This is a genomic window from Planococcus kocurii, assembly GCF_001465835.2.
Classification (GTDB): domain Bacteria; phylum Bacillota; class Bacilli; order Bacillales_A; family Planococcaceae; genus Planococcus; species Planococcus kocurii.
Genome location: NZ_CP013661.2, coordinates 2,341,037 through 2,365,453, shown reverse-complemented (window position 1 = coordinate 2,365,453; position 24,417 = coordinate 2,341,037). Strand labels below are relative to the sequence as shown.

Annotated in this window: 22 protein-coding genes; 11 read left to right on the top strand and 11 right to left on the bottom strand. The window is 41.6% G+C overall.

Annotation, left to right across the window (positions count from 1 at the left end; genetic code table 11):
* The first annotated feature begins 5 nt into the window (after positions 1-5).
* On the top strand, positions 6-2,012 hold the full coding sequence (locus AUO94_RS11645; protein WP_058384371.1) for a bifunctional diguanylate cyclase/phosphodiesterase: 2,007 nt from the start codon (positions 6-8) through the stop codon (positions 2,010-2,012).
* 224 nt (positions 2,013-2,236) lie between these two features.
* Here the strand turns inward: AUO94_RS11645 and AUO94_RS11640 are convergent, their stop codons facing one another.
* From AUO94_RS11640 to AUO94_RS11620, 5 genes are all read right to left on the bottom strand, one after another.
* Positions 2,237-2,704: a threonine/serine exporter family protein gene (locus AUO94_RS11640; protein WP_058384370.1), complete on the bottom strand. Its 468-nt coding sequence runs from the start codon at positions 2,702-2,704 to the stop codon at positions 2,237-2,239.
* Positions 2,705-2,716: 12 nt separating this feature from the next.
* Positions 2,717-3,472, bottom strand: coding sequence for a threonine/serine exporter family protein (locus AUO94_RS11635; protein ID WP_058384369.1), 756 nt, complete (start codon positions 3,470-3,472; stop codon positions 2,717-2,719).
* A gap of 116 nt (positions 3,473-3,588) precedes the next feature.
* On the bottom strand, positions 3,589-4,728 hold the full coding sequence (locus tag AUO94_RS11630) for a zinc-dependent alcohol dehydrogenase (RefSeq protein WP_058384368.1): 1,140 nt from the start codon (positions 4,726-4,728) through the stop codon (positions 3,589-3,591).
* 101 nt (positions 4,729-4,829) lie between these two features.
* Positions 4,830-6,989 carry a beta-propeller domain-containing protein gene (locus tag AUO94_RS11625; RefSeq protein ID WP_058384367.1) on the bottom strand — a complete coding sequence of 720 codons (2,160 nt, stop codon included), beginning with the start codon at positions 6,987-6,989 and terminating at the stop codon, positions 4,830-4,832.
* Between the two features lie 82 nt (positions 6,990-7,071).
* Entirely contained in the window at positions 7,072-8,238 is a 1,167-nt protein-coding gene (locus AUO94_RS11620) for an alanyl-tRNA editing protein (protein ID WP_058384366.1), read from the bottom strand.
* Between the two features lie 107 nt (positions 8,239-8,345).
* Between AUO94_RS11620 and AUO94_RS11615 the strand changes: the two genes are divergently transcribed.
* Positions 8,346-9,257 carry a diacylglycerol/lipid kinase family protein gene (locus AUO94_RS11615; RefSeq protein ID WP_058384365.1) on the top strand — a complete coding sequence of 304 codons (912 nt, stop codon included), beginning with the start codon at positions 8,346-8,348 and terminating at the stop codon, positions 9,255-9,257.
* 87 nt (positions 9,258-9,344) lie between these two features.
* Here the strand turns inward: AUO94_RS11615 and AUO94_RS11610 are convergent, their stop codons facing one another.
* Both AUO94_RS11610 and AUO94_RS11605 read right to left on the bottom strand, forming a co-directional pair.
* The gene (locus tag AUO94_RS11610; protein ID WP_058384364.1) at positions 9,345-10,511 is read right to left on the bottom strand and encodes a saccharopine dehydrogenase family protein; all 1,167 of its coding nucleotides are present in this window, start codon (positions 10,509-10,511) and stop codon (positions 9,345-9,347) included.
* Positions 10,512-10,529: 18 nt separating this feature from the next.
* On the bottom strand, positions 10,530-12,011 hold the full coding sequence (locus tag AUO94_RS11605) for an aldehyde dehydrogenase family protein (protein WP_058384363.1): 1,482 nt from the start codon (positions 12,009-12,011) through the stop codon (positions 10,530-10,532).
* Between the two features lie 271 nt (positions 12,012-12,282).
* Here AUO94_RS11605 and AUO94_RS11600 point away from each other — a divergent pair, with 271 nt between their 5' ends.
* From AUO94_RS11600 to AUO94_RS11575, 7 genes are all read left to right on the top strand, one after another.
* Complete coding sequence (locus AUO94_RS11600) at positions 12,283-13,131, top strand: MerR family transcriptional regulator (protein WP_058384362.1); 849 nt, start codon at positions 12,283-12,285, stop codon at positions 13,129-13,131.
* Positions 13,124-13,264: a hypothetical protein gene (locus AUO94_RS17430; RefSeq protein WP_169793175.1), complete on the top strand. Its 141-nt coding sequence runs from the start codon at positions 13,124-13,126 to the stop codon at positions 13,262-13,264. Before AUO94_RS11600 ends, AUO94_RS17430 begins: the two co-directional genes overlap by 8 nt.
* Positions 13,265-13,424: 160 nt before the next feature.
* On the top strand, positions 13,425-14,963 hold the full coding sequence (locus AUO94_RS11595; protein WP_058386840.1) for an ATP-binding protein: 1,539 nt from the start codon (positions 13,425-13,427) through the stop codon (positions 14,961-14,963).
* On the top strand, positions 14,956-15,633 hold the full coding sequence (locus AUO94_RS11590; protein ID WP_418054989.1) for a response regulator: 678 nt from the start codon (positions 14,956-14,958) through the stop codon (positions 15,631-15,633). Before AUO94_RS11595 ends, AUO94_RS11590 begins: the two co-directional genes overlap by 8 nt.
* Before the next feature lie 136 nt (positions 15,634-15,769).
* Positions 15,770-16,789, top strand: coding sequence for a Bug family tripartite tricarboxylate transporter substrate binding protein (locus AUO94_RS11585; RefSeq protein ID WP_058384360.1), 1,020 nt, complete (start codon positions 15,770-15,772; stop codon positions 16,787-16,789).
* Between the two features lie 49 nt (positions 16,790-16,838).
* Positions 16,839-17,288, top strand: coding sequence for a tripartite tricarboxylate transporter TctB family protein (locus AUO94_RS11580; RefSeq protein WP_058384359.1), 450 nt, complete (start codon positions 16,839-16,841; stop codon positions 17,286-17,288).
* A gap of 18 nt (positions 17,289-17,306) precedes the next feature.
* Positions 17,307-18,833, top strand: a complete 1,527-nt coding sequence (locus AUO94_RS11575; protein ID WP_058384358.1) for a tripartite tricarboxylate transporter permease — start codon at positions 17,307-17,309, stop codon at positions 18,831-18,833.
* A gap of 51 nt (positions 18,834-18,884) precedes the next feature.
* Here AUO94_RS11575 and trhO read toward each other — a convergent pair whose 3' ends face one another.
* The 4 genes from trhO to AUO94_RS11555 all read right to left on the bottom strand — a co-directional run bounded on the left by trhO (position 18,885) and on the right by AUO94_RS11555 (position 23,066).
* Complete coding sequence (trhO, locus tag AUO94_RS11570; protein ID WP_058384357.1) at positions 18,885-19,847, bottom strand: oxygen-dependent tRNA uridine(34) hydroxylase TrhO; 963 nt, start codon at positions 19,845-19,847, stop codon at positions 18,885-18,887.
* A 479-nt stretch (positions 19,848-20,326) separates the two neighbouring features.
* Positions 20,327-21,277 carry a 2-hydroxyacid dehydrogenase gene (locus AUO94_RS11565; RefSeq protein ID WP_058384356.1) on the bottom strand — a complete coding sequence of 317 codons (951 nt, stop codon included), beginning with the start codon at positions 21,275-21,277 and terminating at the stop codon, positions 20,327-20,329.
* A 72-nt stretch (positions 21,278-21,349) separates the two neighbouring features.
* Positions 21,350-21,964, bottom strand: a complete 615-nt coding sequence (locus AUO94_RS11560; protein WP_058384355.1) for a DedA family protein — start codon at positions 21,962-21,964, stop codon at positions 21,350-21,352.
* A gap of 13 nt (positions 21,965-21,977) precedes the next feature.
* The gene (locus AUO94_RS11555; protein ID WP_058384354.1) at positions 21,978-23,066 is read right to left on the bottom strand and encodes a metallophosphoesterase; all 1,089 of its coding nucleotides are present in this window, start codon (positions 23,064-23,066) and stop codon (positions 21,978-21,980) included.
* A gap of 334 nt (positions 23,067-23,400) precedes the next feature.
* Between AUO94_RS11555 and AUO94_RS11550 the strand changes: the two genes are divergently transcribed.
* Positions 23,401-23,748, top strand: coding sequence for a lmo0954 family membrane protein (locus AUO94_RS11550; RefSeq protein WP_058384353.1), 348 nt, complete (start codon positions 23,401-23,403; stop codon positions 23,746-23,748).
* Between the two features lie 13 nt (positions 23,749-23,761).
* Positions 23,762-24,400, top strand: coding sequence for a PspA/IM30 family protein (locus AUO94_RS11545; protein ID WP_058384352.1), 639 nt, complete (start codon positions 23,762-23,764; stop codon positions 24,398-24,400).
* Positions 24,401-24,417: the final 17 nt, after the last annotated feature.

Here is a 24,417-nt window from a genome sequence, read left to right as displayed (position 1 = left end):
AACGAATGAATGAACTGCAAAAAAAACTAACTGACACCCTTGTCTTCAACCATATTCCCTTCCCTATCATCATTAATGACAAAAACGGCTTGATTACGTGGTGTAACCAGCATGCAGAGCGCGTTTTCCAAATACAATCTGAAGCGGTTACAGGAAAAATCTCTCCTTATATGAATCCTGAGAAGGCAGCTCTAAGCAAGCATTCGTGGGATAAGTTATTACATGCCGAGGAACCGGTGAGATTTGAAGATATTGAAATCGAATTAGGTGAAGGAATTAAGGCATATACGACTGTCGTAGCTAAATCCTACACATTCGAAGACCAACAGTTTGTGATGACCATCTATGAAATGGATGAAGCAGATAAAGATGACTCTTCCTCGAAAGAATTAAATCATTTGAGAAATGGTTTAGATGATTCTTTCATGATGCTGTATTTCGATCAAGAATTTTTAATTACCTATGCAAATCCATTATTTTTAAAGCTAAGTAAATGGACACCTAAACGCATTTTAAGCAAGCCTGTATGGCATATGTTTGGAGAGAGCGAAACAGATGTCCGTTTTGTCGACTCAGTTATTACCACTTTACGAGAAGGTAAAATTTGGAACGGCGAAGCAAAAAAAGTAAAAAAAGATGGCGAACTTTACTGGGTAGATCTAACAGCTATTCCTATGCAACTTTCTAATGAAGATACTTATTATATTTTTCTAGAAAAAGACATTACAGCCACTAAACAAGCTCAACAGCATCTTGAGGAAATTGCTTTTATCGATCCGGTCACAGGCTTGGAAAATCGTCATCGTCTTGAGCAGATAGTCAATGAATACATAGAAGAAGGACGCCATTTCTCCTTTATTTTTCTTGATATTGACCGTTTTTATACCTTACGTGATGTGTCGGACACAGCTACTGAAAATGAGTTACTTATTGAATTCACTAAACGTCTACGCATGTATTTTTCCGATTCTATTATTACACGCGCTGGTTTACATGAATTTGCTTTAGTAACGCCATTAAGCAATTGGTTTATTGAAGGATTTCTCCATTATTTGCAACAGCACCCCATCTACTTAGGTGGAACAGCCATGCCACTCACAGTCAGTGGAGCCATTACAAAATATCCGGAAGATCAGCAAAATTTTATGCATCTAATCAAAGCTTCTTATGCGACCATCAAGAAAGTGAAAGATCGTGGAGGCAGCGCAATTTCTGCATTGACATCCGACGATCATGAGCGCTTGAGCCGAAAAGCACATATTGAAAAACGATTAATATACGCATTAGATCGTAAAGATTTGCAGCTTTTGTATCAGCCACAAGTCAATTTGGAAAACGGCAAAGTCGAAAGAGTAGAGGCATTGGTACGTTGGACCGATTCAGAAATCGGCGTGATTACTCCCGATGAGCTAATACCGATTGCCGAAGAAAATGGGTTAATCAATGAAATTGGAAGTTTCGTCGTTGAAACGGTATGCCGACAATTAAAAGACTGGAAATCAAAAGGCATCGATTTGCAAATTAGCATTAACTCCTCAATTCACGAATTCAGAGACAAAGATATGGCGAAGATGCTGCTTGAGCAATTAAAGATTAATGATTGTCAAGCAAGTTCGTTGATGATTGAAATCACTGAAAAATTTGCGCTAGAAGCAGAAGCAGAACGGTCAATCATGACACAGATGAAGAGCCTCCATCAAGAAGGCATAAGCTTTGCATTAGATGACTTTGGAACTGGCTATGCTTCGTTCCGCTATATGCTCATGTTGCCAATATCTTCAATAAAGATAGACCAAATGATTATTCAGTCCATCACCAAACAAGAAAAAATCCAAAAATTAATCAACGGTATGATTCAGTTCGGCAAATCACTTGATTTCCAAGTAACTGCTGAAGGCGTTGAAACCAACGAACAATTCGAACTCCTGCGCGCGATGGGCTGCGACAGCCTACAAGGTTACATCATCGGGCACCCAATGAACGCTACCGAACTAGAAAAATGGCTGGGGTGAAAAGAAAAGCGCACGCGCCCATGTAGATTCGACGGGCATAAGGCGATGTGGCGAAGCGGCATGTTTTCAGCCGCACTGCCGCATTGACTTATGACCCTAGAATCTGGGCGCTTGCGCTAGACAATAAAGAAAAGCGCACGCGCTCGAAACAAAAGTCGTAAAGACTGCTCGAAATATAAAAACAGGCGTTTTAACAACTTAAAAATGGGTCTGACAAACAAGAATTATTCTTGTGTCAGGCCCATTTTTCTTTGTATTCTTTTTGCCTGCCGCTTGAAAAACAGTTGCATCATTACTTCTGCAAAGACCAGGCCCATTGCAACAGCACCCGAAACCATCAATGCTTCAGAAGCAAATGAGATGGCTTCTAGATAATTATGTTCAACAATATTCCGCATCGCATTATACGCCTTGCTCCCCGGTACTAATGGAATAATTCCGGCGATACTAAAAATAATCATCGGCATACGGAATTTTTTAGCCAGCAAATGCGCTACAATAGAGACAACAAATGCACCGGCAAAAGATGCCTGCACCGAGTCTCCAAAGGCCAGGAAAAATGTGCGGTAAATGAGCCAGCCACTCATGCCGACCAGTCCACAGCTGACCAGCGTTCTACGTGGCGTATTGAAGATGACGCCGAACGCGCCGGCAGCCAAAAAACTGAGAAATGCTTCTAATGGCCAGTTCATGCGATCTCCTCCTTAAAATGATAAAACTACCGCGATTCCTGCGCCAATGGCAAACGCTGTTAAAAACGCCTCTGCTCCTTTAGACAATCCCGATACGAAATGTCCTGCCATCAAATCCCGAACCGCATTGGTGATGAGCAATCCAGGAACAAGCGGCATAAGTGAGCCAATAATCAATGTGTCCAAATCGGTCGCAAATCCGCTATATACCGCGATAGAGGCTAAAATTCCGACGATGAAAGCTCCGATAAATTCCGCGAATATCTTCACACGAGTTTCTTCAAGAATGGTTTCTACAATAATAAAACCGGTGCCTCCAAACACAAACGCAAAAGGAAGATCAATCCAACTACCTCCCAATAAAATTAAAAAACAAGCACTTGTTATAGAAGCTGCCAAAGTTTGCACCCATATATGAAATCGATAATTGGTTTGGTCAATGGTCATCAGTTCGTCATAAGCTTGTTGCAATGTAAATTCTCCAGCTACTAACTTTCGCGAAACAGAGTTGACAAGGGCAACTCTCTCTAAATCTGTACTGCGGTTGTTAATACGCACAAATCGCGTAGCCAATTCTTCACTTGGAGAAAACATGATACCTGCTGGCGTCACGAAACAGTGAGAATTTACCATGTTTTGTGAACCAGCCATTCGGATCATCGTATCTTCAACTCGATAGGTTTCTGCTCCACTTTCCATCATAATTCTGCCTGCTAGCAGAAAACAATCCAAGGCGAGCTCACGTCTGGTTTCTCCTACTTGCGTCACATAGTTTGCTCCTCTCGCAGTTGATTTCTGTATTCATCATAACGCAGATAGACAAAAAACTAAACGCCCCGAAGAATCGAGGCATTTAGTCAATACTTTCGTATGCACATTATCAACTATGGTTTCAACACGACTTTTGTACAATTGTCCTGATGGTCATTAAAAATTTGATAAGCATCGCTAGCACTTTCTAAAGGCAATATATGTGAAATAATTTCACGGGGATCAAATTCTCCGTTTTCAATTTTTTGATAAAGCATTGGCATTAAGTGAATTACTGGAGCCTGTCCCATTTTCAATGTGACATTGCGCTCAAACATATTTCCAAGCGGGAACTGATTATAAGTCAATCCGTAAACCCCTGTCAATTGAATCGTTCCAAATTTGCTTACTGCATCTTTTGCGATGTCAATGGCACTAAGTGTTCCGCCCTGCAGCATCAATTTTTGCTGTGCGGCTTCTGCTGGCGATTTTTTGCCATCCATTCCAACACAGTCAATCACAACACGTGCTCCACCTTGCGTGATTTCATGAATCAACGCACCCGTGTTGTCGTGCTTACTGAAATCGACAATCTCCACATTGTTTATTTTTTTAGCGAGTTCCATTCGGTAAGGAATTTCATCTACTGCAATAACGCGACTGGCGCCTTGCATCCAAGCAAATTTCTGAGTCATGAGCCCAATAGGACCACAACCTAGAACAACTACGGTATCGCCTTTTTTTACGCCTGCATGTTCTACACTCCACCAGGCAGTCGGTAAGACGTCTGATAAAAACAGCAACGATTCATCTTCTAACTCCGAGGATTCAGGAATCAACAGGGGTGTAAAATTTCCATAAGGCACGCGCAAATACTCCGCTTGACCACCTGAATAATCACCATAACGTTCTGTCAGACCAAAATAGGCACCGGTATCAAAATGGGGATTGCCGTTTGAGTTATCACACTGGCTTTCCATTTCGTTGCTACAGTAAAAACATTTACCACAACTGATATTGAACGGTAGGACAATGCGATCGCCTTTTTTCACTTTAGTAACGTCCGGTCCCACTTCTTCTACAATTCCCATCGGTTCGTGTCCAATGACCGTGTTTTTGGTTGTCGGTAATGCACCTTGATAGATATGCAAATCTGTTCCGCAAATAGCTGTTGCCGTTATTTTTACAATAATATCATCTTTTTTCTGAATTTCAGGATCTTTAACATTTTTCACTTGCATATCTTTCGTTCCTTGAAACGTTACTGCTTTCATCATTATCCCTCCAATTGTAGTTTTAGAATACTGTTCCTGTTCCCTTTTTATCTTGATTAAAACATAAAAAAAGAAGCGAATAACACTCGCTTCTTTACGTATTAATCGAATACCAAATCGCTGATTGGTTCGAATGTCTCCAATCCATAGCTATGGATTTCGCTAGTAGCTATCGTGTAGAGCGCCTCATCAATATAGAGAATTCGCTGAATAGCTGAATGCCAATCTTCGTACTCATTATTCGTTTGTTCAACTAAACTTGCCGTTTGTGAAATACCATCTGGAGTAATTGTGTAAATCAATGCTCCTTCACCTTCAAATTCTACATACTCACCAGTAGTTTCATCATATAAACTAATTGGAAAGCCAAATAGATTTTTCTCTTGATGAGTAAATAAAGCTTTGTGATCGTATTGAAGTGCAGAGTATGTTCCAGGTCCTCCAATAATTTCAGTGTCTTTTTCTAGTGGATTCGCAAAATCACTGACGTCGAATAAGGAAATTTTCATTCCTCCTGCGACTACTCGCGGTTCTCCGTTCTTAACAGGTATTAGCTTTGTGTCATAGCCAAAACCAATCAAGTGATCTTCATCCAGTGGGTGTAAATAATTAGAGAAGCCTGGTATCTTCAATTCTCCAAGTACTTTTGGAGAAGCAGGAGTCGAAACATCAATGACGAAAAGCGGATCTGTTTCTTTAAATGTCACCATGTAGGCCTTATCCTTAATAAAGCGTGCTGAATAAATTCGCTCACCGGGAGCCAAATCTTCCACCGATCCCACTTGCTTCATCTGCTCATCCAGTACGAATAAATGATTTTTTGAAGGGCTGGTTAAGTCCCACGCAACGCCTTCCGTTGTAGCTGCTCGGAAATGACCCTCGTATTCATCCATGGAAAACTGATTGAGCAAGGAACCGGTTATTTCTGCAGAAGCTAAAAACTCAACATCTACACCACTCAAATTGAATTTAAAGACTTCTGTATTCGCTTGCTGAGGGAGCCAAACATCCATTCTCGGACTATCACGTAGTTTTTCATTCGTTAACGGAACATACACAGGTGCCGTCAAATAAAGATGGTCTTGGTTCATATAAAGCTGGTCACTGCCACCCAAAAATCCTTCTGTTGAAATATCGTTCGTGTCAGGTGCCGTCAAATCAATGGCTGTGATGACGCTATAGCTACCTTCTGCCGTTCCAGGCAAAATGGCAATGCTGTCGTAATCTACAGGTTCAAATTCGCCTCCATGCTTCGAATCATATTGATGAGGACGAAGTTCAGGCTTCTCTTGTTCTTCTAGCATCCAATAATCGGGATAAACGTTTGTAACAAAGTAAAGAATGTTATTCGTCAACCTAGCGCCGCTCATATTCCCTTCCGTTCCAAACTCACGAAGCAGTTGAGGAGATTTTGGGTTGCTGATGTTGTATAAATGGACAGAAGTAACACCCATCTGCGGTCGGTAGTTATGTGGTAGACGGAAATTATCGATTGGTTGAGCTGAGTACCAACTGCCCATGACTACTAATGTGTCTCCTGATAAGAATAGTTGCTGGGGATACATATCATCATTAAACGACAGCTCCGCTGCAACAGTCATTTTTTCTGGATTCTGAACATCTGTCACAATGACACGTGATTCACTAATAGAATAGATATACGAACCATCCGTTTTCACCGAGTCCGCTTCGTCTACCCCTTCCACTTGATTGTTAGTAGTCGAATAACTTCTTTCTGCATCCATACCAGTACCAGACGCCGTGTCTGTGGATTCTGCTGACTCTTCTCCTCCACTTTCTAAAACAACGCCGCCATTTTGTTGGTTATTTTGTTGCATCTCCAATAAACGCACAAAATAAGCTGTTAATTCTTTCTCACCCGACAACTTCTCCAATTGCTCTTGTACAACAAATAAGATTTCTGTGTCTACTAAATTTTTCATGAAGCTGTTTTTCAATGCAGCTTTTTTAACATGTAATTGATATTCGCCGGTAGTAATTTCTGGTATTTCCAATGTCTTGCCGTTGTTCTGAATGCGCATTTCAACTTCCACACGTTTGCCTTGTGCATCCGTAATGTAGACATCCCCCTTATCAACGGCTTTTAGTTGGAGCGGCGAAGAAAAGCTAGCCTTCCACCCTTGTTCTGTTAAAACAACAGGGGAAGCACTTACAGAGACTTTATCATTGAGAAAAATAACTACTAAACCAATTGCTACAGCGGCAATGACAGCAACGATCCAAATCTTTTTCTTCTTCATGACACTTCACACCCTTTCAGACATCCCTTTTCTCATTAGACAGGGAATCACTGGAAAAGTTACACATTTCACTCAACGTTTTTTAATTCTTCCGAAAAATAGATATGAATGTTTCTGGCAATTCAGTAGTCTTGCCGCCTCCTTGAGCAAATTGAGCATTTCCGCCGCCTTTGCCTTCCGTCAAGGCTAAGAGTGACTTTAGCACTTCCCGCATATCTCCTTGTGCTTGTTGTCCTTTTGCACAAACGAAACGTACGTCATTTTCTGCCATGCTCATCAACAGCACCGTTGAAAATGGATGCTGACTGATCACTAGTCGAGCAAGTTGTTGTAATTCTTTAAGTGGACGATTTTCGAAAACTCTCGATACGGCACCATTATCTGGTAAAATCGCATTTGCTTCTAAGTTTAACACTTGTTCTTGAAGACTTTTTATCACTTTGTCAGCTACTGCCTTGTCTGTGAGTAGGGCTTCTGCTGCATTCGGTAGTTCTGCCGTTGGAGCATTTAGCTGTGCAACTAACTGATCAGTCGTTGCTACTAGGAAATTAAAATAGTGCAATGCACGATTGCCGCATAAAAAATAAATACGCATACCGCCTTTTGCTTTCTCAGTCGAAATAATTTTCAACTGACCAATACTTGCTGTATTTTTCGGATGCGTTCCGCCACAAGCGTTCAAATCAATTCCAGCGATTTCAACTAATCGAATATCCCCTTCCACGACTGGTGGCTTTCTCAATGCTAGTTCTTTAGCTTGTTCAGCATTTACCCATGTCGTAGAGATCGGCAGGCCTTGTCCGATGAGGTTATTTGCTTTTTTTTCAATTTCTTGAAGCTGTGCGTTTGTTGCTGTATCCAAATCCAAATCAATGGAAACTCGTTCTTTTCCTAGATGAAAGCTTTGTGTCTTTAAGCCTAAACTATCTTCAAATAGCGCACTCAACAAATGTTGTCCCGCATGTTGTTGCATATGATCCCATCTTCTTTGCCAATCTATTTGGATAGAAAAACTTTCTTCCGGTAGCTGGATATCTACGTAATGACGAATCTCACCTTTCACGGACTGTACATCGACTACTTTGGCTGGTCCAATCTCTCCCGTATCTGCCGGTTGCCCCCCACCTTCTGGATAAAAGCAACTTTGATTTAAAATGACATAGTAACCGGTTTCGTCTTTGCCGCTATTCATTACTCGTACGTCTGCAGTTGAAATTTCAGAATCCTGGTAATACAATTTCGTGGTCATGTAGACACCTCTTCTTTAGTAGATACAGCTTTACTCGCTTTTGTAGTTTATATAATTTGTGTTAGTGGAATTATAAAGATAAACAGACTTACAGGAGGGCAAGAGACATGCCTAAATTCAATCGTTCCGTATTATTGTATAACGGCAATGCAGGACCGTCTACGGTAGACGCTGTTTTAAGACTCGCTGTACCTCATTTGTCTCAAGCATCTCAGTCACTCGAAATAATTCAGACGCACTCTCCAGAGGAATTTGAAACAGCTTGCAAGCTTGCTGCGAAGCGTGCAGATGTTCTGTTCATTGCGGGGGGTGACGGTACTGTCCATTCTGCAGTTCGGGCTTTATCGACAATTGAGTCACCTGCGCCACTTGCCATTTTGCCGAGCGGTACGTGCAATGACTTTGCGCGTACGTTGAATATTCCGCTAGACTTAGATTTAGCAGCATCGGAATTGATCAACGGCGAAATCAAAGAGTTAGATACTGGGAGAATTAATGGAGGATCTTTTCTGAATTTCGCGGGAATCGGTTTGATTACCGATGCGTCTTCTAACATCGATCCTTTCTTAAAAGAACGTTACGGTAGAATTAGTTATTTCATGAGCGCTCTGCAATCCATGCGGCAAGCCACTCCATTTTCCATGCATTTAAAAATCGATGGGATTAGCTATGCTGAAGAAGGTGTTCTCGTACTGGTTATGAACGGCAAATCGATTGGCACTCATAACTTTCCGCTGGCAACGATTGACCCAGCTGATGGTTTATTGGATTTATTTATTATCCAAACCTCATCCTTGGCTGCACTGCGGGAATGGTTTTCATTAGCTCAGCCTGAAGTTGCAACAGAAGAATTGGAGCATGTCGCTCATTACCAGGGGCGCTCTATTTCCATCACGACCGATACAGAATTGGATGTCGATACGGACGGCGAAATTTATTTAAAAACGCCACTCGACATCGAAATACTTCCAAGTAGTTTGAAAATGTTAGTGCCAAAAAAGGGGGAACTGCTTATTTGAACGTCAAAAGAGAGGACCCGATAGGAATCCTCTCTTTTTTTATAGTTGTCAGTCTTTCTGCTGAATTAGACTGACATCGCTAGTTTTTTATTGTTGAAGGGCTGAGCGATGAACAGTTTCTTTAATAGCCACTCCACGTTTCGCCATCTCTGCTATATATTCTTCTCCAGGGACGATCATTTCTGGTGGATAAGCGCCTCGCTTGTCTATTATGCCTTTGCCAATCATCTGCGCTACGACTGAAATAGTAAAAGCCGTAGCTCGTGCCATTGCGGTGACACCGGTTTCAGGATCTTTAATCGTTACCATATTGTATTCGTAGCGGATTTCTTCTCCCGCTTTGATACCCGACACCATTACCCGTAAGACGACCGCGTCCTGTTTGTCTCCAAGCTCTGTTATCGGTTCAAGCACGGCTTTTAAAACAGACCGAAGCTTTATTTCACTTCCGTCCACAGTCACTGTTTTCGTTCGATTAGTGAGACCTAAATCAACTAATAATTTAACCTTCTCGGCATGCCCCTTATAACGTAAAGTTTTGTATTCCAACGAATTGATATCACTGAAAGTATCCGTCAAAGTCGAAGTTCCTCCAGAAGTATGAAAAGCTTCTAGTTCACCAAAATCCTCAAACTTCACATGCTCAATTTCAGATAAAGATTCAACCTCCAATAATTTCCCTTCACGAATGACGTGCGATTTGTCTGTGTAATGATCGAACACGCCTTCTAGTGAAAAAACGTGGTTGTATTCTAATGGTGGTTCTGGATGAACTGGAATTCCACCAACAAATAACCGGATATCGGAAACCTGGTCGAGTTTACTGGCGCCATACCCTGCTAAAATATTAATCATGCCAGGTGCTACGCCCAAATCGGGAATTAGCGTAACCCCTTTTCGCTGAGCTTCATCATGCATCTCTAACACTGCATCTGTAGCACCTCCGATATGGCCGCCTAAGTCTACGGAGTGAACACCACATTTGAGCGCAGTGGCTGCTACTTTTTCGTTAAAAGTATAAAACAGCGCATTAATAACGATATCCCCTTTTGAAATAGCTGCCGATAATGCCTCGTCATCACTAGCATCCAATTCGAATACTTCTAGCTTGTTATTGCCGAGTTGCACCTTGAATGCTTCAGCTTGAGCTGTATTTCGATCTGCTAAAAAGACGTGTTCCACAGCCTCGTCAGCAACCAAATCCCTAGCTGCTTGTTTGCCCATTAATCCTGCGCCTAATACGACGATTTTCATCTCCCCATCCCCTCTCAATCAAGCTTCGTTATCGATTTGCGCACGTTGCAACTTCCCACTGTAATCAACATAGACACTCTTCCATTCTGTAAAAACGTCCAATGCCGCAACGCCTGAATCACGGTGACCATTCCCAGTCCCTTTAGTTCCACCAAACGGCAAGTGAATTTCCGCTCCGGTCGTTCCCGCATTAATGTAGACAATCCCGGTATCTAAATCACGTTGCGCTTTAAATGCACGATTTACATCAGCTGTATAAATTGAACTCGACAACCCGTAAATCACACCATTGTTCACATCAATTGCTTCTTCGAAAGTTGCCACTTCGATAATTGATACAACAGGACCAAAAATTTCTTCTTGCGCAATGCGCATTTCGGGTTTAACATCCGTGAACAATGTCGGAGCGTAATAGTTCCCTCTATCGTAAATACCGCCGGTCAAAATCTCTCCACCAACCAGTAAGGTAGCTCCTTCTTGCTGGCCGATTTCAATATAGGAATGAATTTTTTCGACTGCTTTTCGATTGATAACCGGTCCGATTTTGATGGTTTCGTCTGTACCATCTCCAATTGTCAAAGTTTCCATTTTCGAAAGCAGCCGTTTCTGCAGTTCTTGCTTTACATCGGCATGAACAATTACACGGCTACAAGCTGTGCAACGCTGACCAGCTGTACCAAATGCACTCCAAAGAATACCTTCTACGGCTAAATCTAAATCAGCATCTTCCATAACGATGACGGCATTTTTCCCGCCCATTTCGAGAGATACTTTTTTCAAGTTGCGCCCTCCTGCTTCTGCTACTTTGCGACCGGTTTCTGTTGATCCTGTAAACGAGATAACCCTTACGCCTTCATGTTCGATAAGTGCTGTGCCTACTTCTGAGCCGGCTCCAAAAACAATATTAGCGACACCTTCTGGAAGACCCACTTCTTCAAAAATCTTTGCCATCTCATAGGCCATCATTGGCGTTTCCGTTGCAGGTTTCCAAATAAATGCATTGCCTCCAACAATTGCAGGAAATGATTTCCACGTGGCAATTGCTACAGGGAAGTTCCACGGAGTGATCAATCCTACGACACCAATTGGTGACCGGATGCTCATTGCGAATTTGTCGGCCAGTTCTGACGGAGTTGTTTCGCCGAACATGCGTCTTCCTTCTCCCGCCATATAATAAGCCATGTCAATTCCTTCTTGTACTTCACCACGACCTTCTTCAATCACTTTCCCCATTTCTTTCGTTAACACTTGAGCGAGGTGTTCTTTTCGCTCTTTCATCAGTCGACCAATTTCATATAAATAATCCGCACGTCTAGGTGCTGGTACTTTTGCCCATTTTTTTTGTGCTACTTGTGCTGCTTTTACTGCTAAGTCAACATCCTGTGCTGTAGACATTCGAACTTGCGCCAGCTCTTCCCCATTTGCGGGATTCAAAACAGGCCTAAATTCCGCATGTTCTGCCTGCTGCCACTTACCATCCACAAAATTAGTCAATTTCATCGCCATTACCCCTCTCGACTACCTATCTTTGATAGCGCTTCCACTTTCATTATTTCACAGTTATCTAGAAAATAATAGGAGATATCTGAAATATCTGATTTTTTATTTTATTGATGTGAAAGTCATGTCATAAGACATGTGTTTTAACTTCCTCCCAAACTTAGATCTTCACCCCCGTAAGAAAAGAAACAACACATTTCCTCATCATTTCTTATAAATACTTGACACTAACGGTGCGTTATAGTGTATTTTAAAGAGAGAGGTGATTAGAATGTACAAAGTACAAGAAGTAGCAAAAATAGCCGGTGTTAGTGTGCGGACGCTTCATCACTACGATAGTATTGGCTTACTAAAACCGTCTAACATCGGAACTAACCGCTATCGTTATTACAATGGGCAAGATTTAAAATTGCTTCAACAGATTTTATTCCTAAAAGAGCTGGATTTTTCACTTAAAAAAATTCAAGAACTTGTCGCTGAAGGTTTTGACCGAGAATATGCACTAGCTCAGCATATCGAATTACTTCAACAGAAAAAACAGCGCATCGAAAAGCTGATTCAGACTGCACAATTGACTCAGCGGGAGTTACAAGGTTCAGAGAATTTGACTGATCAAGAACGTTTTTCAGCATTTGCTAGCAGTAAAGCTGAAAATCTGATTCAACAATACCAAAAGCCTGATATCGGTTCCCCAGATGTGGCGCAAGTAGAAACTTCTCAAATCGCTTCTGCTTACGAATCAGATTCAGCTGTTGTCGTTGCTCCTTTTGAAACAGCACTGCACGAAGAATCGCCTTCAACTTCTAGTGAGTCCGTCCAAGTTGCTAAAGAAGAGGAAGATTTGGACGAAATCAATCGTGAAGGAGACCGTATCTACAACACGGTCGCAAGCTTAATGCACTTGCCTCCACAAACACCAGCGGTACAAAAAGAAATGAAAGCTTACTATACGCTGTTAAATCGTTTTTATGACTGTTCGCCGAAAATGTTCCGTGGATTAGGCGATTTGTACGCGTCAGACAGTCGCTTTGCAAGCAACATTGATCAACATGGCCAAGGCTTAGCTAAATACCTCAAAGACGCCATGTACATTTATGCAGAAGACTTACAAGATGTGTGAACTCATCGGACCGTGCAGCAATTGTGGCAAAGATATCTATTGTCGGGATGGTTTTTTGGATGGAGTTTATGTAGACGGAGAACTGATTTGCTTTGAATGTGAAGAACAGCAAGAAGAACTGACGCAAAAGTAAAATCTTTTGCGTTTTTTCTTTTTTAAAAAACATGGAATTTTCCTATTATTGACTATATAATTAGCCCATTAACTATGACAGCATATTGGAAACGAGTGATATTTAGATGCCCTTGCAGCGAAGGATCTTCTTATATGGAGCTTTATTTGTAGCATTTATAATGATTTTTGCTGGATTATCGTTTTATTTTACGATTTCAGAAGCGATTGAAGAACAAATGGGAAAACGTGCTTTGAATATTGCTGTTACCACTGCCGATCGACCAGATATAGTGCAAGGCTTTGCTACTGACAGCCCTCATGTCTCACTTCAGCCAATAGCTGATGAAGTTCAACTACAAACTGGTGCTGAATATGTCGTCATTGGTAATGCAGAAGGAATCCGTTATACGCATCCTCTCCCAGACCGGATTGGTCAGAAAATGGTTGGCGATGATAACGAGCGCGCTATTTCTCAAGGCGAATCGTATGTCTCAGAAGCAGTTGGATCACTGGGTCCTTCTCTTCGAGGAAAGGCACCGATAGTTGATGGGCAGAATAATATCATCGGTGTTATTTCTGTAGGCTTTTTAAAAGCAGACATGACTTCTATTTTCATGCAATATGCGGATTCTATTCTTGTTATTGTGCTAATCGCGATTGCGATTGGAGGAGTCGCTTCAATGATTCTCTCTAAAAATATTAAAAAGATATTATTTGGGTTGGAGCCTGCCGAAATCGCTAGTTTGTTTATCGAAAGAAATACATTAATCGAATCAGTCAGAGAAGGCATCATTATGGTCAACAAAAGCGGTGAAATCACAATGGCTAATGCATCAGCCTATGAAGTTTTATCGTTGCCGAAAGAAAAAAAGCTTATTGGACAACTTATTGATGAAGTACTTCCCAATACCTTACTTCCTCAAGTACTGCTCACAGGCGAGCAGCAATTAGATCGCCCCATGACCATACGTGGTAAGAAAACGATTGTTAATCGTATCCCCATTGTTATTAATGATGAAATCGCGGGAGCAGTTTCTAGTTTTCGGTTGCAGTCAGACCTAGATGGTCTTCGCAATGAACTGACTCAGATTAGGCAATATGCCGACTTGCTCCGTTCACAAACTCATGAAAACCACAACTTCCTTTATACGATTTCGGGACTGATTCAATTAAACTCACTAGATGAAGCGATGGATCTCATCCATAGCGAAGCAAAAGAGCAGCAATCACTCGTTCAGTTTGTTACGAATCGATTGCAAGACCCTCTACTTGGTGGCATTGTTATCGGTCTTTTCAACAAAGCCAGAGAGTTAAAAGTCAAATTTCTTCTGGATGAAGACAGTTATTTAGAAAAACTTCCTTCCTATCTTGAAAAAAGCCTATTTGTCTCGATTCTCGGTAATCTTGTAACTAATGCCTTTGAAGCCGTTGACTATCTCCCTGAAAATGAACGTTTGGTTAGGCTTCTCTTTGTTGATAATGGCCATGAAATTTTGATTGAAGTTGAAGATAGCGGAAAAGGGGTGGATCCACTCATTCTTTCCACTCTTTTTAAAGAACGGATTTCCACAAAAAATGGCAACGATCGCGGCTATGGCCTAGTAAAAGTTTATGGCAATGTTCACGATTTACAAGGAGAAATAACGATGGAGAATGGCGATTTTGGTGGTGCTTTGTTTATTATTTCCATACCGATCGGAGGAAATGAAGATGATTGAGATTCTCATTATTGAAGATGACAAGCGGATTGCAGACATACACAGGCGCTTTATTGAGAAAATCCAAGGATTTCAAGTAATAGGTGCTGCACATAATGGTGCTGAAGCAAAAGATTGGATACAAGTATTAAAGCCACAACTAATTTTGCTTGATGTATTCTTACCAGATATGAAAGGTACTGACTTGTTGCCTTTTATCAAATCTGAAAGCCCTGAGTCCGATATTATTTTTATCACAGCTGCTTCTGAAACAGCCATTGTCAAAAAAGCTTTTAGAGCCGGCGTTTCTGATTATATGCTCAAACCACTGACTTTTGATCGCTTTCAAAAAAGCCTTCTTGCCTATCAGTCGAAAAGCATGTCACTTGAGAAATCCGATTCCTTGAATGAGCAATCGATCGAACAGTTATGGAACAAAAACCACGAAGCTTATATGGAACAAGTGATTACTCCCAAGGGCATAGACCCAAGTACAATGATTAAAATAAAAGAACAACTGGCGATCTCTTCAACTGGCATAACAGCTGAAGAAATGGGAACTGCCTGTGGCATGAGCCGTTCAACTGCACGCCGTTATCTTGAACACTTAACAGCAGACCAGAAAGCCCGAGCAGAATTACTTTATGGAACAATTGGAAGACCTGAAAGACGCTATTTTTTCACTCCGTGAACTTTATGAACAGTATTAACAATATGCACAGTATCCATCTTATGACAATAAACATCGAATTCACCCTATATTCTGATAAGTTGAAGACATCGCTGAAAGCGTTGTCTTTTTACTATTATAAAAGGGGATGAATGATATGTTCAAAAAAATGATTGCTGTTTCTCTTGCTGGTATGTTAGCGGTTGGTCTTGCTGCCTGCTCATCTGAAGAAAATTCTCAAGCTAGTGATGCTGGTTCGCCCGATTATCCCGAACGTGGACTAACAATTGTGGCCCCTTCTGGAGCGGGCGGTGGCTGGGATTTGACTGCGCGCTCTATTGCAAAAACAATGAATACAACAGGCATCATTGAAGAATCAATTATGGTCGAAAATAAACCTGGAGGTGGTGGAGCCGTTTATATGGCAGAATACGCTACGAAAGAAGTCGACAATGACTACATGCTTATGGTTAAATCTCCACCGATTCTAATCAACAATAGTAAAGCTGAAGGAAACAGTCCATACGGTTATAAGGATACAACACCACTGGCTCAACTGACACGTGATTATGGAGCGATTGTTGTTCGTGCAGATTCTGAATTCCAAACATTAACCGATGTTCTCGACGCGGTAAAGACTGATCCAAAAGCGGTTACATTTGCTGGTGGTTCTGCTCCGGGCTCAATGGATCATTTGGTAGGGATTTTACCAGCATTTGAATATGGCATTGATCCAAAATCAGTGAAATACGTTTCTTATGATGGTGGTGGCGAAGCCGTAGCTGCATTGCTTGGCGATAACGCAGATGTCATCGCAACAGATGCATCTACAATTGGAGAATACATGAAATCTGGTGATGTTCGAGTATTGGCCGTAAGTTCTCCGGAACGTTTAGAAGGTGACTTAAGCGAAATCCCGACATTCAAAGAAGAAGGTATTGATACTGAATTTACGATTTGGCGCGGTATTTTCGGTCCTAAGGACATGTCAGATACCGCATACAAGTACTGGTCAGAAAAACTAGAAGAAATGTCTGGCAGCGAGGAATGGAAACAAGAACTTGAGCAAAATGGTTGGCAAAGTGAATACAAAAACGGCGAGGATTTCGAAAAATATTTACAAACTCAAGAAGAATTGATTGTTGAGTTGTTGACTGCACTTGATATGCAAAAGTAATTAGAACAGCGGCTTCGGCCGTTTTCTAATTTAAAAGGAGTGAAAGACAATGAGTAAAACCTTCGATCGGTTTGCTGGCATTATTTTCTTACTAATCGGCCTTTTATTTGTCATGGAAAGCCAGCGAATATCCGAGAGTTCTTACGGTTCAGCAGTCGGACCCGATATCTTTCCAATCGGCTTAGGCACTATTTTGATCCTCTTAAGTGCTCGCTTGCTATATGAAACTTTTCGTTACGAGGCCGTTGCAAAAAACGATGAACCGATTAAATACAAAAAGTTTTTTATCATTTTCTTTAGTGCTGTTCTATATGCTGCTCTCTTAGAGACACTTGGTTACGTCATTACGACTTTCTTATTTTTAGTCATAGCCTTTCAAACGATGGAAAGTGGAAAATGGCTTCACACATTGATTATTGCCACCGCATTTTCGTTTGGTGTCTACTATCTTTTCGCCGAATTTCTCGGCGGCTCATTACCGGGATTCCCTGAATTTTAAAACGAAAGGCGGATGGCAATGACTACTTTACAATTTTTAATGGATGGCTTCAGCATCGCATTCCAGTGGCAGAACATTCTCTTTGCGTTTGTAGGGGTCCTTATTGGAACAGCTGTTGGTGTATTGCCAGGTATTGGACCCATGAGTGGTGTAGCTCTTCTTATTCCAGTAACTGCAACAATCACTTCCGGCATGCCGACAGAAGCAGCTGCAGCAAGTTCCATCATCCTATTGGCTGGAGTTTATTACGGTGCGATGTACGGCGGCTCTACTACTTCTATTCTTTTGAACACACCAGGAGAATCTTCTTCTGTTGTCACAACGCTTGACGGTTATCAAATGGCGCGCCAAGGTAGAGCAGGAGCCGCTTTATCGATTGCAGCAATCGGTTCATTTGTGGCAGGAATTGTTTCTTTGATTGGTCTAGTATTATTGGCAGAGCCTTTATCCAATGTGGCTCTCCAATTCGGACCCGCTGAATATTTTTCACTCATGTTACTCGGACTCGCCGCAGTAAGCGGATTGGCTGGAAAATCGATGACGAAAGCCTTAATGATGACCGTTTTCGGTTTGATTCTTGGCACAATCGGCATTGACGCGGTATCAGGAATTGCTCGCTTTACTTACGATTTACCCGTTCTTTACTCGGGTCTTGAGTTTTTAACAATCGCAGTTGGTTTGTTTGCGCTAGGTGAGGTATTTAAAACGATTTTAGAACGCGAGCATGAAGATGGTACGATTGCTAAAATTGGTAGAATCCTTCCTACTAAACAAGATTTAAAAGATAGTGCAAAACCAATTATGCGAGGATCTCTTTTAGGATTTTTTATCGGTGTACTTCCTGGTGCCGGCGCAACGCTCGCTTCGTTTTTCTCTTATATTGCCGAGAAAAAATTCAGCAAAACTCCTGAAAAATTTGGCACCGGGGCCATTGCGGGTGTTGCAGGTCCTGAATCAGCCAATAATGCTGCATCTGGTGGTGCTATGATTCCACTTTTAACATTGGGCATACCCGGGTCTGGAACCACAGCTATCTTAATGGGAGCACTCATCATGTATAACATTCAACCCGGTCCATTATTATTTGATGATCATCCTGAAGTGGCATGGGGACTTATCGCCAGTATGTTTGTCGGTAACTTGATGTTATTAATTTTGAACATGCCCTTGGTTAAAGTATTTGCCAAAATCATTGAAACCCCCAAAAAATATTTATTGCCCATCATCATAGCGATTTCTTTCTTTGGTGTATATGCTGTCCAATACACCACATTCGACCTCTTCTTGTTACTTGCTTGTGGAATACTGGGATATGTACTCGTCAAAAACGATTTCCCTGTGGCACCACTCGTCTTAGCTTTGGTTTTAGGGCCCATGATTGAAAATAATCTCCGCAGAGCATTGACGATTTCAAATGGCGATTTCATGATTTTCTTTACCAAGCCACTGTCTTTAATTCTACTGATGGTAGCTGCCGCTTGGTTATTAATCCCTTTGCTATTGAAATTGAAAGGTCGCACTATTGTGTTAAACGAAGAAGATTGATATAGATTTCTAATACAAAAAAGCCTCCAAAAATTATGGAGGCTTTTTGTATTAGATTGTTGTTACTTCCTTTAATGCATTTAAACGTTCTTGTACTTGCTCTCCAGTCAACCCGTGCTCGAAAGCATAACGGTTACGTGGATGTTCGCGACACTCGTCTGAACACGAACGCATGTATTTGTGTTCGTTTTCTTCAGAAGTCAACATTTTCGCGTTGCAATCAGGATTTGCACAGTTCACATAACGTTCGCAAGGTTCTCCTGTGAAATGGTCTTTGCCGACAATGACGTGTTCAACTTGATTGACAGGTACAACAATACGCTCGTCGAATACATATAATTGTCCATCCCATAATTCACCTTTTACTTCAGGATCTTTGCCGTAATTAACGATGCCTCCGTGAAGTTGAGAAACATCCTCGTATCCTTCTTTTTTCAGCCAGCCAGAAAATTTTTCACAGCGGATTCCGCCTGTGCAATACGTCAGAATTTTTTTACCTTCAAATTGTTCTTTATTGTCACGCATCCATTCTGGCAGATCGCGGAAGTTTTCAATATCTGGACGAATCGCGTTACGGAAATGCCCAAGGTCGTATTCGTAATCATTTCGCGCGTCCAAAACGATGGTGTCTTGTTCTTGCATTTGTTTATAAAATTCCACGGGTTCTAAATAAGTGCCGGTCAGTTCGTTCGGGTTGATGTCTTCTTCTAATCCAAGATGAACGATTTCATTTTTTGCACGCACGTGCATTTTTTTAAACGCGTGGCCTTCAGCAGCATCGATTTTAAAAGCTGTATCCGAGAAGCGTGGATCACTTTTCAACATTTTCATATATGCTTCCGTTTGCTCAATTGTTCCTGAACACGTTCCGTTAATTCCTTCGTTAGAAACAAGAATTCGACCTTTTAGCTCTAGCTCCTTACAAGCAGCCAAATGCTCGGTAGCAAAGGTTTCTGGATCTTCTACCTCGACGTATTTATAATACAGTAAGACATTGTGTGTATGATTTTGCATGAATCATACCTCCTATTTCTTCAATTTGCTTCTGTAGCAAAAAAGCAACAAAAACCTCAACCATTTTATAACAAATAACGAAAAACTTCAACTTTATATTGATTGAACTCATGATTTCTACTTGTTACTATTCCACAAACCAACTGTGTTTTCGGATCCATAGGTTGAGGATCATGTAACTGGCGCGATCGGACGGCACGGTGCCAGTTGCCAAAGGCTTGTGCCATATCTTTCCGTTACTAACGGAAAAATAGACACTACCTTCTTACTTAACAAGTTACTTCGCCCAAAGCAGCCAGCGATGTAGAAGATTTGGTTTCTTTCATTCAGCTTATATAGTTATTAAGTAGTAATGCTCAGGCTGGTCTAAATTAGCGATGCTTTGGAATAATCCGCGAATTTCCTAAGTTTATAAATGGCAGCTAAAATAACCCAATCAAAAAAGGCAGCTATTACAGCAGCTGCACTTTTTCTACTAGTTAGCAGATTCTATTTTTTACTGATTTGTTTTCTAGACATGCTTTAATGGCTTCAGCATTCAATGCCATCATCTCTAAACGAGTTTGAATCGTGGCACTGCCAATATGCGGCAACACCGTAAGATTTGGCAATGTCAGTAAGGGATGGTCTAGTGGTACAGGCTCTTGTTCAAACACGTCCAGTCCGGCACCCCATATTTTCTGTTCTTTCAAAGCTTCATACAAGGCCGTTTCATCAACAATCCCGCCTCTAGCTACATTAATCAAACAAGCCGTATCTTTCATCAATGCCAGTTCGGCTGCTCCGATCATCCCTTTAGTTTCAGGTGTCAGCGGCGTTAAAATCACCACGTAATCTGAAACCTTCAGCAATTCTTCAAATTCAGCATAACGAACATCTTCAAGACTTTTACGCGTACGATTATGGTAAAGGATATTCATACCGAAACCTTGAGCACGACGAGCTACAGCTTCACCAATTCGCCCCATACCAATAATTCCGAGCGTAGCACCGCCAACATTTTGTCCGGTCATTCCCATCGGTGTCCAAGATTTCCATTGTCCCGAACGAACAGTTTTTTCTGCTTCCATTATGTTGCGGGCCGTCGCAAGTAACAAAGCAAATGTTAAATCTGCGGTCGCCTCAGTTAAAACATCAGGCGTATTGGTTACCGTAACACCATGCTTCCGTGCTGCTTCTAAGTCGATGTTATTATAGCCAACTGCTAAGTTGCTAACGATTTTCAAGTTCGGTGCTGAACTAAACACTTCGTTGTCTATTTGGTCAGATAGCATCGTCCAAAGTGCATGCGCCTCTTTTGCTTCTTCAAGCAATCTCTCACGCGGTGCATGAGTGTCTTCTTCCGGCCACATGCGAACTTCATACTGCTCTGCTAATTCAGCTACTGCTTGATCCGGCAGCTTTTGTGTAATAAATACGATTGGCTTCATACCCATCCTCCATCCTCTATTATTAAACAATTATAACAATTTAAAAAACTGCCGGCAATTGCCAGCAGTTTCCTATTCGTTTGTTGTTTTTATTTTTTTGATGTAATACCCAATAGCTACGACAACACTCAACGCTAATAAGACGTACACAACATTGGAATAAAGACCAAACTGATGCATAATTTGTTCCCGGTTGTCTCCCACTGCTCTTCCGATAAACACCAAAACAGTATTCCACAACAAGGTGCCGAGCGTCGTAAAGCCAACGAACAGTCCAAATTTCATATTCGACATACCCGCAGGAATTGAAATTAGACTACGCACTAAAGGAACTAACCGGCCAAAAAATACAGTCCAAACCCCAAAACGATCAAACCAGCTATCGGCCTTATGAATGTCTTGCTTTTTTACGCGCAACCAACTGCCGTATTTATCTATGATTTTCTCCAGCCGCTCAACGTCTAGTAATAAACCGACACCGTACAACACTACCGCTCCAAGGACAGAGCCCGCAGTTGAAGCTAAAATCACTCCCGGTATTGTCATTGTGGTCGTCGTTGTCATAAATCCGCCGACCGTTAAAATCACTTCTGACGGAATCGGTGGAAAGACGTTTTCTAGCATAATTAGAAAAAATATACCCAAATAGCCATAATCCGACATGACTGAGGTAATCCATTCTTCCATAACAACACTCCTCTTAAGAAGATGAACGGAAATTCATCGTTATCGACCATAACTCTGAACGGCTTCCGATACGCAACGGCGGACCCCAAAATCCAAATCCGGAAGACACAAGAAAATGTGTCTTTTCGATTAAACGGTAGCCGTAATCCAGTTCAAAAATTCGTTTAGTCAATAAATGATTCGGCCACATCTGCCCTTTATGTGTGTGGCCTGACATGTGCAAATCTGCGCCTAATTCTCTGGGCGTTTTCAAATCGGCCGGCGTATGGTCCATTACGATCCAAGGCACCGTGTCTTTTTCAGGTTTCAACTCAAGCAACGACAACCGATTGCCATTCGTATGATCTTCACGTCCCGTTAAATAAAAACGATTCGCAACTAAAATAGTTTCATCTCTTAACATTTTCACACCTGATTTATCCATTAGTCTTACGAGCAATGGAATTTTCTTGCCGTAATACTCATGATTTCCTAACACACCGTAAACACCCAGAGCTGGTTTCAACTGTTCCATGACTTCCGACATGCCATAACGCGCATACCAGACCGGATCGTCATCCACTAAATCACCTGCTAAAAAGACAACATCCGGATCAAGCGCATTTGTTTTAGTAACAAAACGTTGCAAATGTCGCTTGCCCGATAAAAACCCTAAGTGAAAATCGGAACCTACGACCATATGAAGAGGTTCCGCCTCTTTACCTTCTACGGTAATTTCAAGATTTCGAACAACCGGACTGTAAGCCAAGTAAGTGCCGACACTAAATAGCAGCAATAACATAATGGCAGTTAATGAACCTACAACAAACACATCATTTTTTAAATCCACCACTAGCACAATGAGATTTGCCACAGGAATCAACAAAATCGCATACTGCAAAAAAGCGAACCAATAAGAACCTAGCACCGTAAATCCAAGCCATCTGTGACCGATTCTTCCAATTGCATAACTATAGGCAACCACCAACCACAAAGCCGCAAAAATCCACAGATTTACACCCTCTAAAAAACTCATTAGCCAAACATAAACCGCCCAGCCCAAATAGGCAACAAGCGTTGTATAAATCAACAAGAAACTACCGATGCCCGCAACTATTTTCATAAAAACGCCTCTTTCTTCTTTTAAAATAAATCTCTGTACGAAAGATACATTTTTTCAATGTGATAAAAAACAGTATAGCATTCCAACTCATATCCTTCACAAAACAACTCTCCCTCGCCCCTAGCACCACCGCGCACAAGGACGAAGCAGAGCTCGAAGTAGCGTTTTTGCTTGGCTTCTAGCGGGAGCTCCGGCCAAGTGCGATTAAATACATCTCCCGGGACTAGCTCACTCTACATCCCAAGACCTAGTCAAAGATGCAGTCAGAGACCGTATTGAAAAACTCATTCTCTTCGTATAATTAACTTAGAAATCAACGAGGAGGCAAAAAAAGATGAACAAATTTTGGTTAATTACGCTCGGCATCATTGCTGGAATCGTCGTACTCAGCAATTTGGGACACATGATTGGATTGGCCGTATCTTTACTAATCGTCTACGCCGGGGTGCATTACTATTTAAAAAGCACTTCGACATTAGCGAAAGTATGGTGGGTAGCTGTAGGGATTATCGGAGGAATTGCAGCCATTTCGAATGTACCTGCTTTGATCGGCGTCGCCGCCCTTGTCGCATTGTGGATGATTTACCGCAAATGGAATGGCCAAAGCGTTTCTGTCACAGCTGTAAAAGAAAGCGATCCATTTATGAACTTTGAACAACAATGGAACAAACTAACTAAATAAGGAGAGAATGAATATGATAACGTTATGGGAACGTTTTAAATTTGCTGTCGCAACCGACTTGGATGCCGTCGTCGTAAAAAAAGAGGAGAAAAATCCACTTGTTCTATTGAATCGCTACGTTACAGAAGCTGAAAACCAGACAACCACCACTGGAAAATGGGTTGAACGTCAAGCTCAGCTAAATGGTAAACTAGAGAAAGAATTGGCAGAAGCATCCGCCATGCTCACTAAGCGCCACGAACAATTGGAATTAGCACAAACCTCAGGCGAGTCTGATCTCGCTGATTTTGCAAAAATGGAAGTTCAATCTTACGCTACTCGCGTTTCAGTATTGCAAAGCAACTTAAGTGAAAACATAGCTGAACTGACTGGCTTAGAATACCGCTACGAAGAAATGAAACACAAAGTAAAAGACATGAAAGTAAAGCAACTGCAATTGATGGGCAAAGAAAATGCCACGCGTGCTCATCACCAGATGGACAAAGTGCTAAGTCCTGAACTTGTCGCTGAACGTATTGGCTCTTTTGACGACATGGCTCTATACATCACAACACTCGGTGCTAAAGTTGAAGAGCGGCATGAGCGTTCAACAATGGAACGTCGTTTGGATTCTTTAGAAAAAAATAGCACAACTCCAAAAGAACTTGTCTAAAATAGAGTGAGAAGAAG

Coding starts and splice junctions, on each gene's coding strand:
- AUO94_RS11645 (WP_058384371.1), top strand. CDS start 6: ATGAATGAACTGCAAAAAAAACTAACTGACACCCTTGTCTTCAACCAT.
- AUO94_RS11640 (WP_058384370.1), bottom strand. CDS start 2,704: ATGAACTGGCCATTAGAAGCATTTCTCAGTTTTTTGGCTGCCGGCGCG.
- AUO94_RS11630 (WP_058384368.1), bottom strand. CDS start 4,728: ATGAAAGCAGTAACGTTTCAAGGAACGAAAGATATGCAAGTGAAAAAT.
- AUO94_RS11625 (WP_058384367.1), bottom strand. CDS start 6,989: ATGAAGAAGAAAAAGATTTGGATCGTTGCTGTCATTGCCGCTGTAGCA.
- AUO94_RS11620 (WP_058384366.1), bottom strand. CDS start 8,238: ATGACCACGAAATTGTATTACCAGGATTCTGAAATTTCAACTGCAGAC.
- AUO94_RS11615 (WP_058384365.1), top strand. CDS start 8,346: ATGCCTAAATTCAATCGTTCCGTATTATTGTATAACGGCAATGCAGGA.
- AUO94_RS11610 (WP_058384364.1), bottom strand. CDS start 10,511: ATGAAAATCGTCGTATTAGGCGCAGGATTAATGGGCAAACAAGCAGCT.
- AUO94_RS11605 (WP_058384363.1), bottom strand. CDS start 12,011: ATGAAATTGACTAATTTTGTGGATGGTAAGTGGCAGCAGGCAGAACAT.
- AUO94_RS11600 (WP_058384362.1), top strand. CDS start 12,283: ATGTACAAAGTACAAGAAGTAGCAAAAATAGCCGGTGTTAGTGTGCGG.
- AUO94_RS17430 (WP_169793175.1), top strand. CDS start 13,124: ATGTGTGAACTCATCGGACCGTGCAGCAATTGTGGCAAAGATATCTAT.
- AUO94_RS11595 (WP_058386840.1), top strand. CDS start 13,425: ATGATTTTTGCTGGATTATCGTTTTATTTTACGATTTCAGAAGCGATT.
- AUO94_RS11590 (WP_418054989.1), top strand. CDS start 14,956: ATGATTGAGATTCTCATTATTGAAGATGACAAGCGGATTGCAGACATA.
- AUO94_RS11585 (WP_058384360.1), top strand. CDS start 15,770: ATGTTCAAAAAAATGATTGCTGTTTCTCTTGCTGGTATGTTAGCGGTT.
- AUO94_RS11580 (WP_058384359.1), top strand. CDS start 16,839: ATGAGTAAAACCTTCGATCGGTTTGCTGGCATTATTTTCTTACTAATC.
- AUO94_RS11575 (WP_058384358.1), top strand. CDS start 17,307: ATGACTACTTTACAATTTTTAATGGATGGCTTCAGCATCGCATTCCAG.
- trhO (WP_058384357.1), bottom strand. CDS start 19,847: ATGCAAAATCATACACACAATGTCTTACTGTATTATAAATACGTCGAG.
- AUO94_RS11565 (WP_058384356.1), bottom strand. CDS start 21,277: ATGAAGCCAATCGTATTTATTACACAAAAGCTGCCGGATCAAGCAGTA.
- AUO94_RS11560 (WP_058384355.1), bottom strand. CDS start 21,964: ATGGAAGAATGGATTACCTCAGTCATGTCGGATTATGGCTATTTGGGT.
- AUO94_RS11555 (WP_058384354.1), bottom strand. CDS start 23,066: ATGAAAATAGTTGCGGGCATCGGTAGTTTCTTGTTGATTTATACAACG.
- AUO94_RS11550 (WP_058384353.1), top strand. CDS start 23,401: ATGAACAAATTTTGGTTAATTACGCTCGGCATCATTGCTGGAATCGTC.
- AUO94_RS11545 (WP_058384352.1), top strand. CDS start 23,762: ATGATAACGTTATGGGAACGTTTTAAATTTGCTGTCGCAACCGACTTG.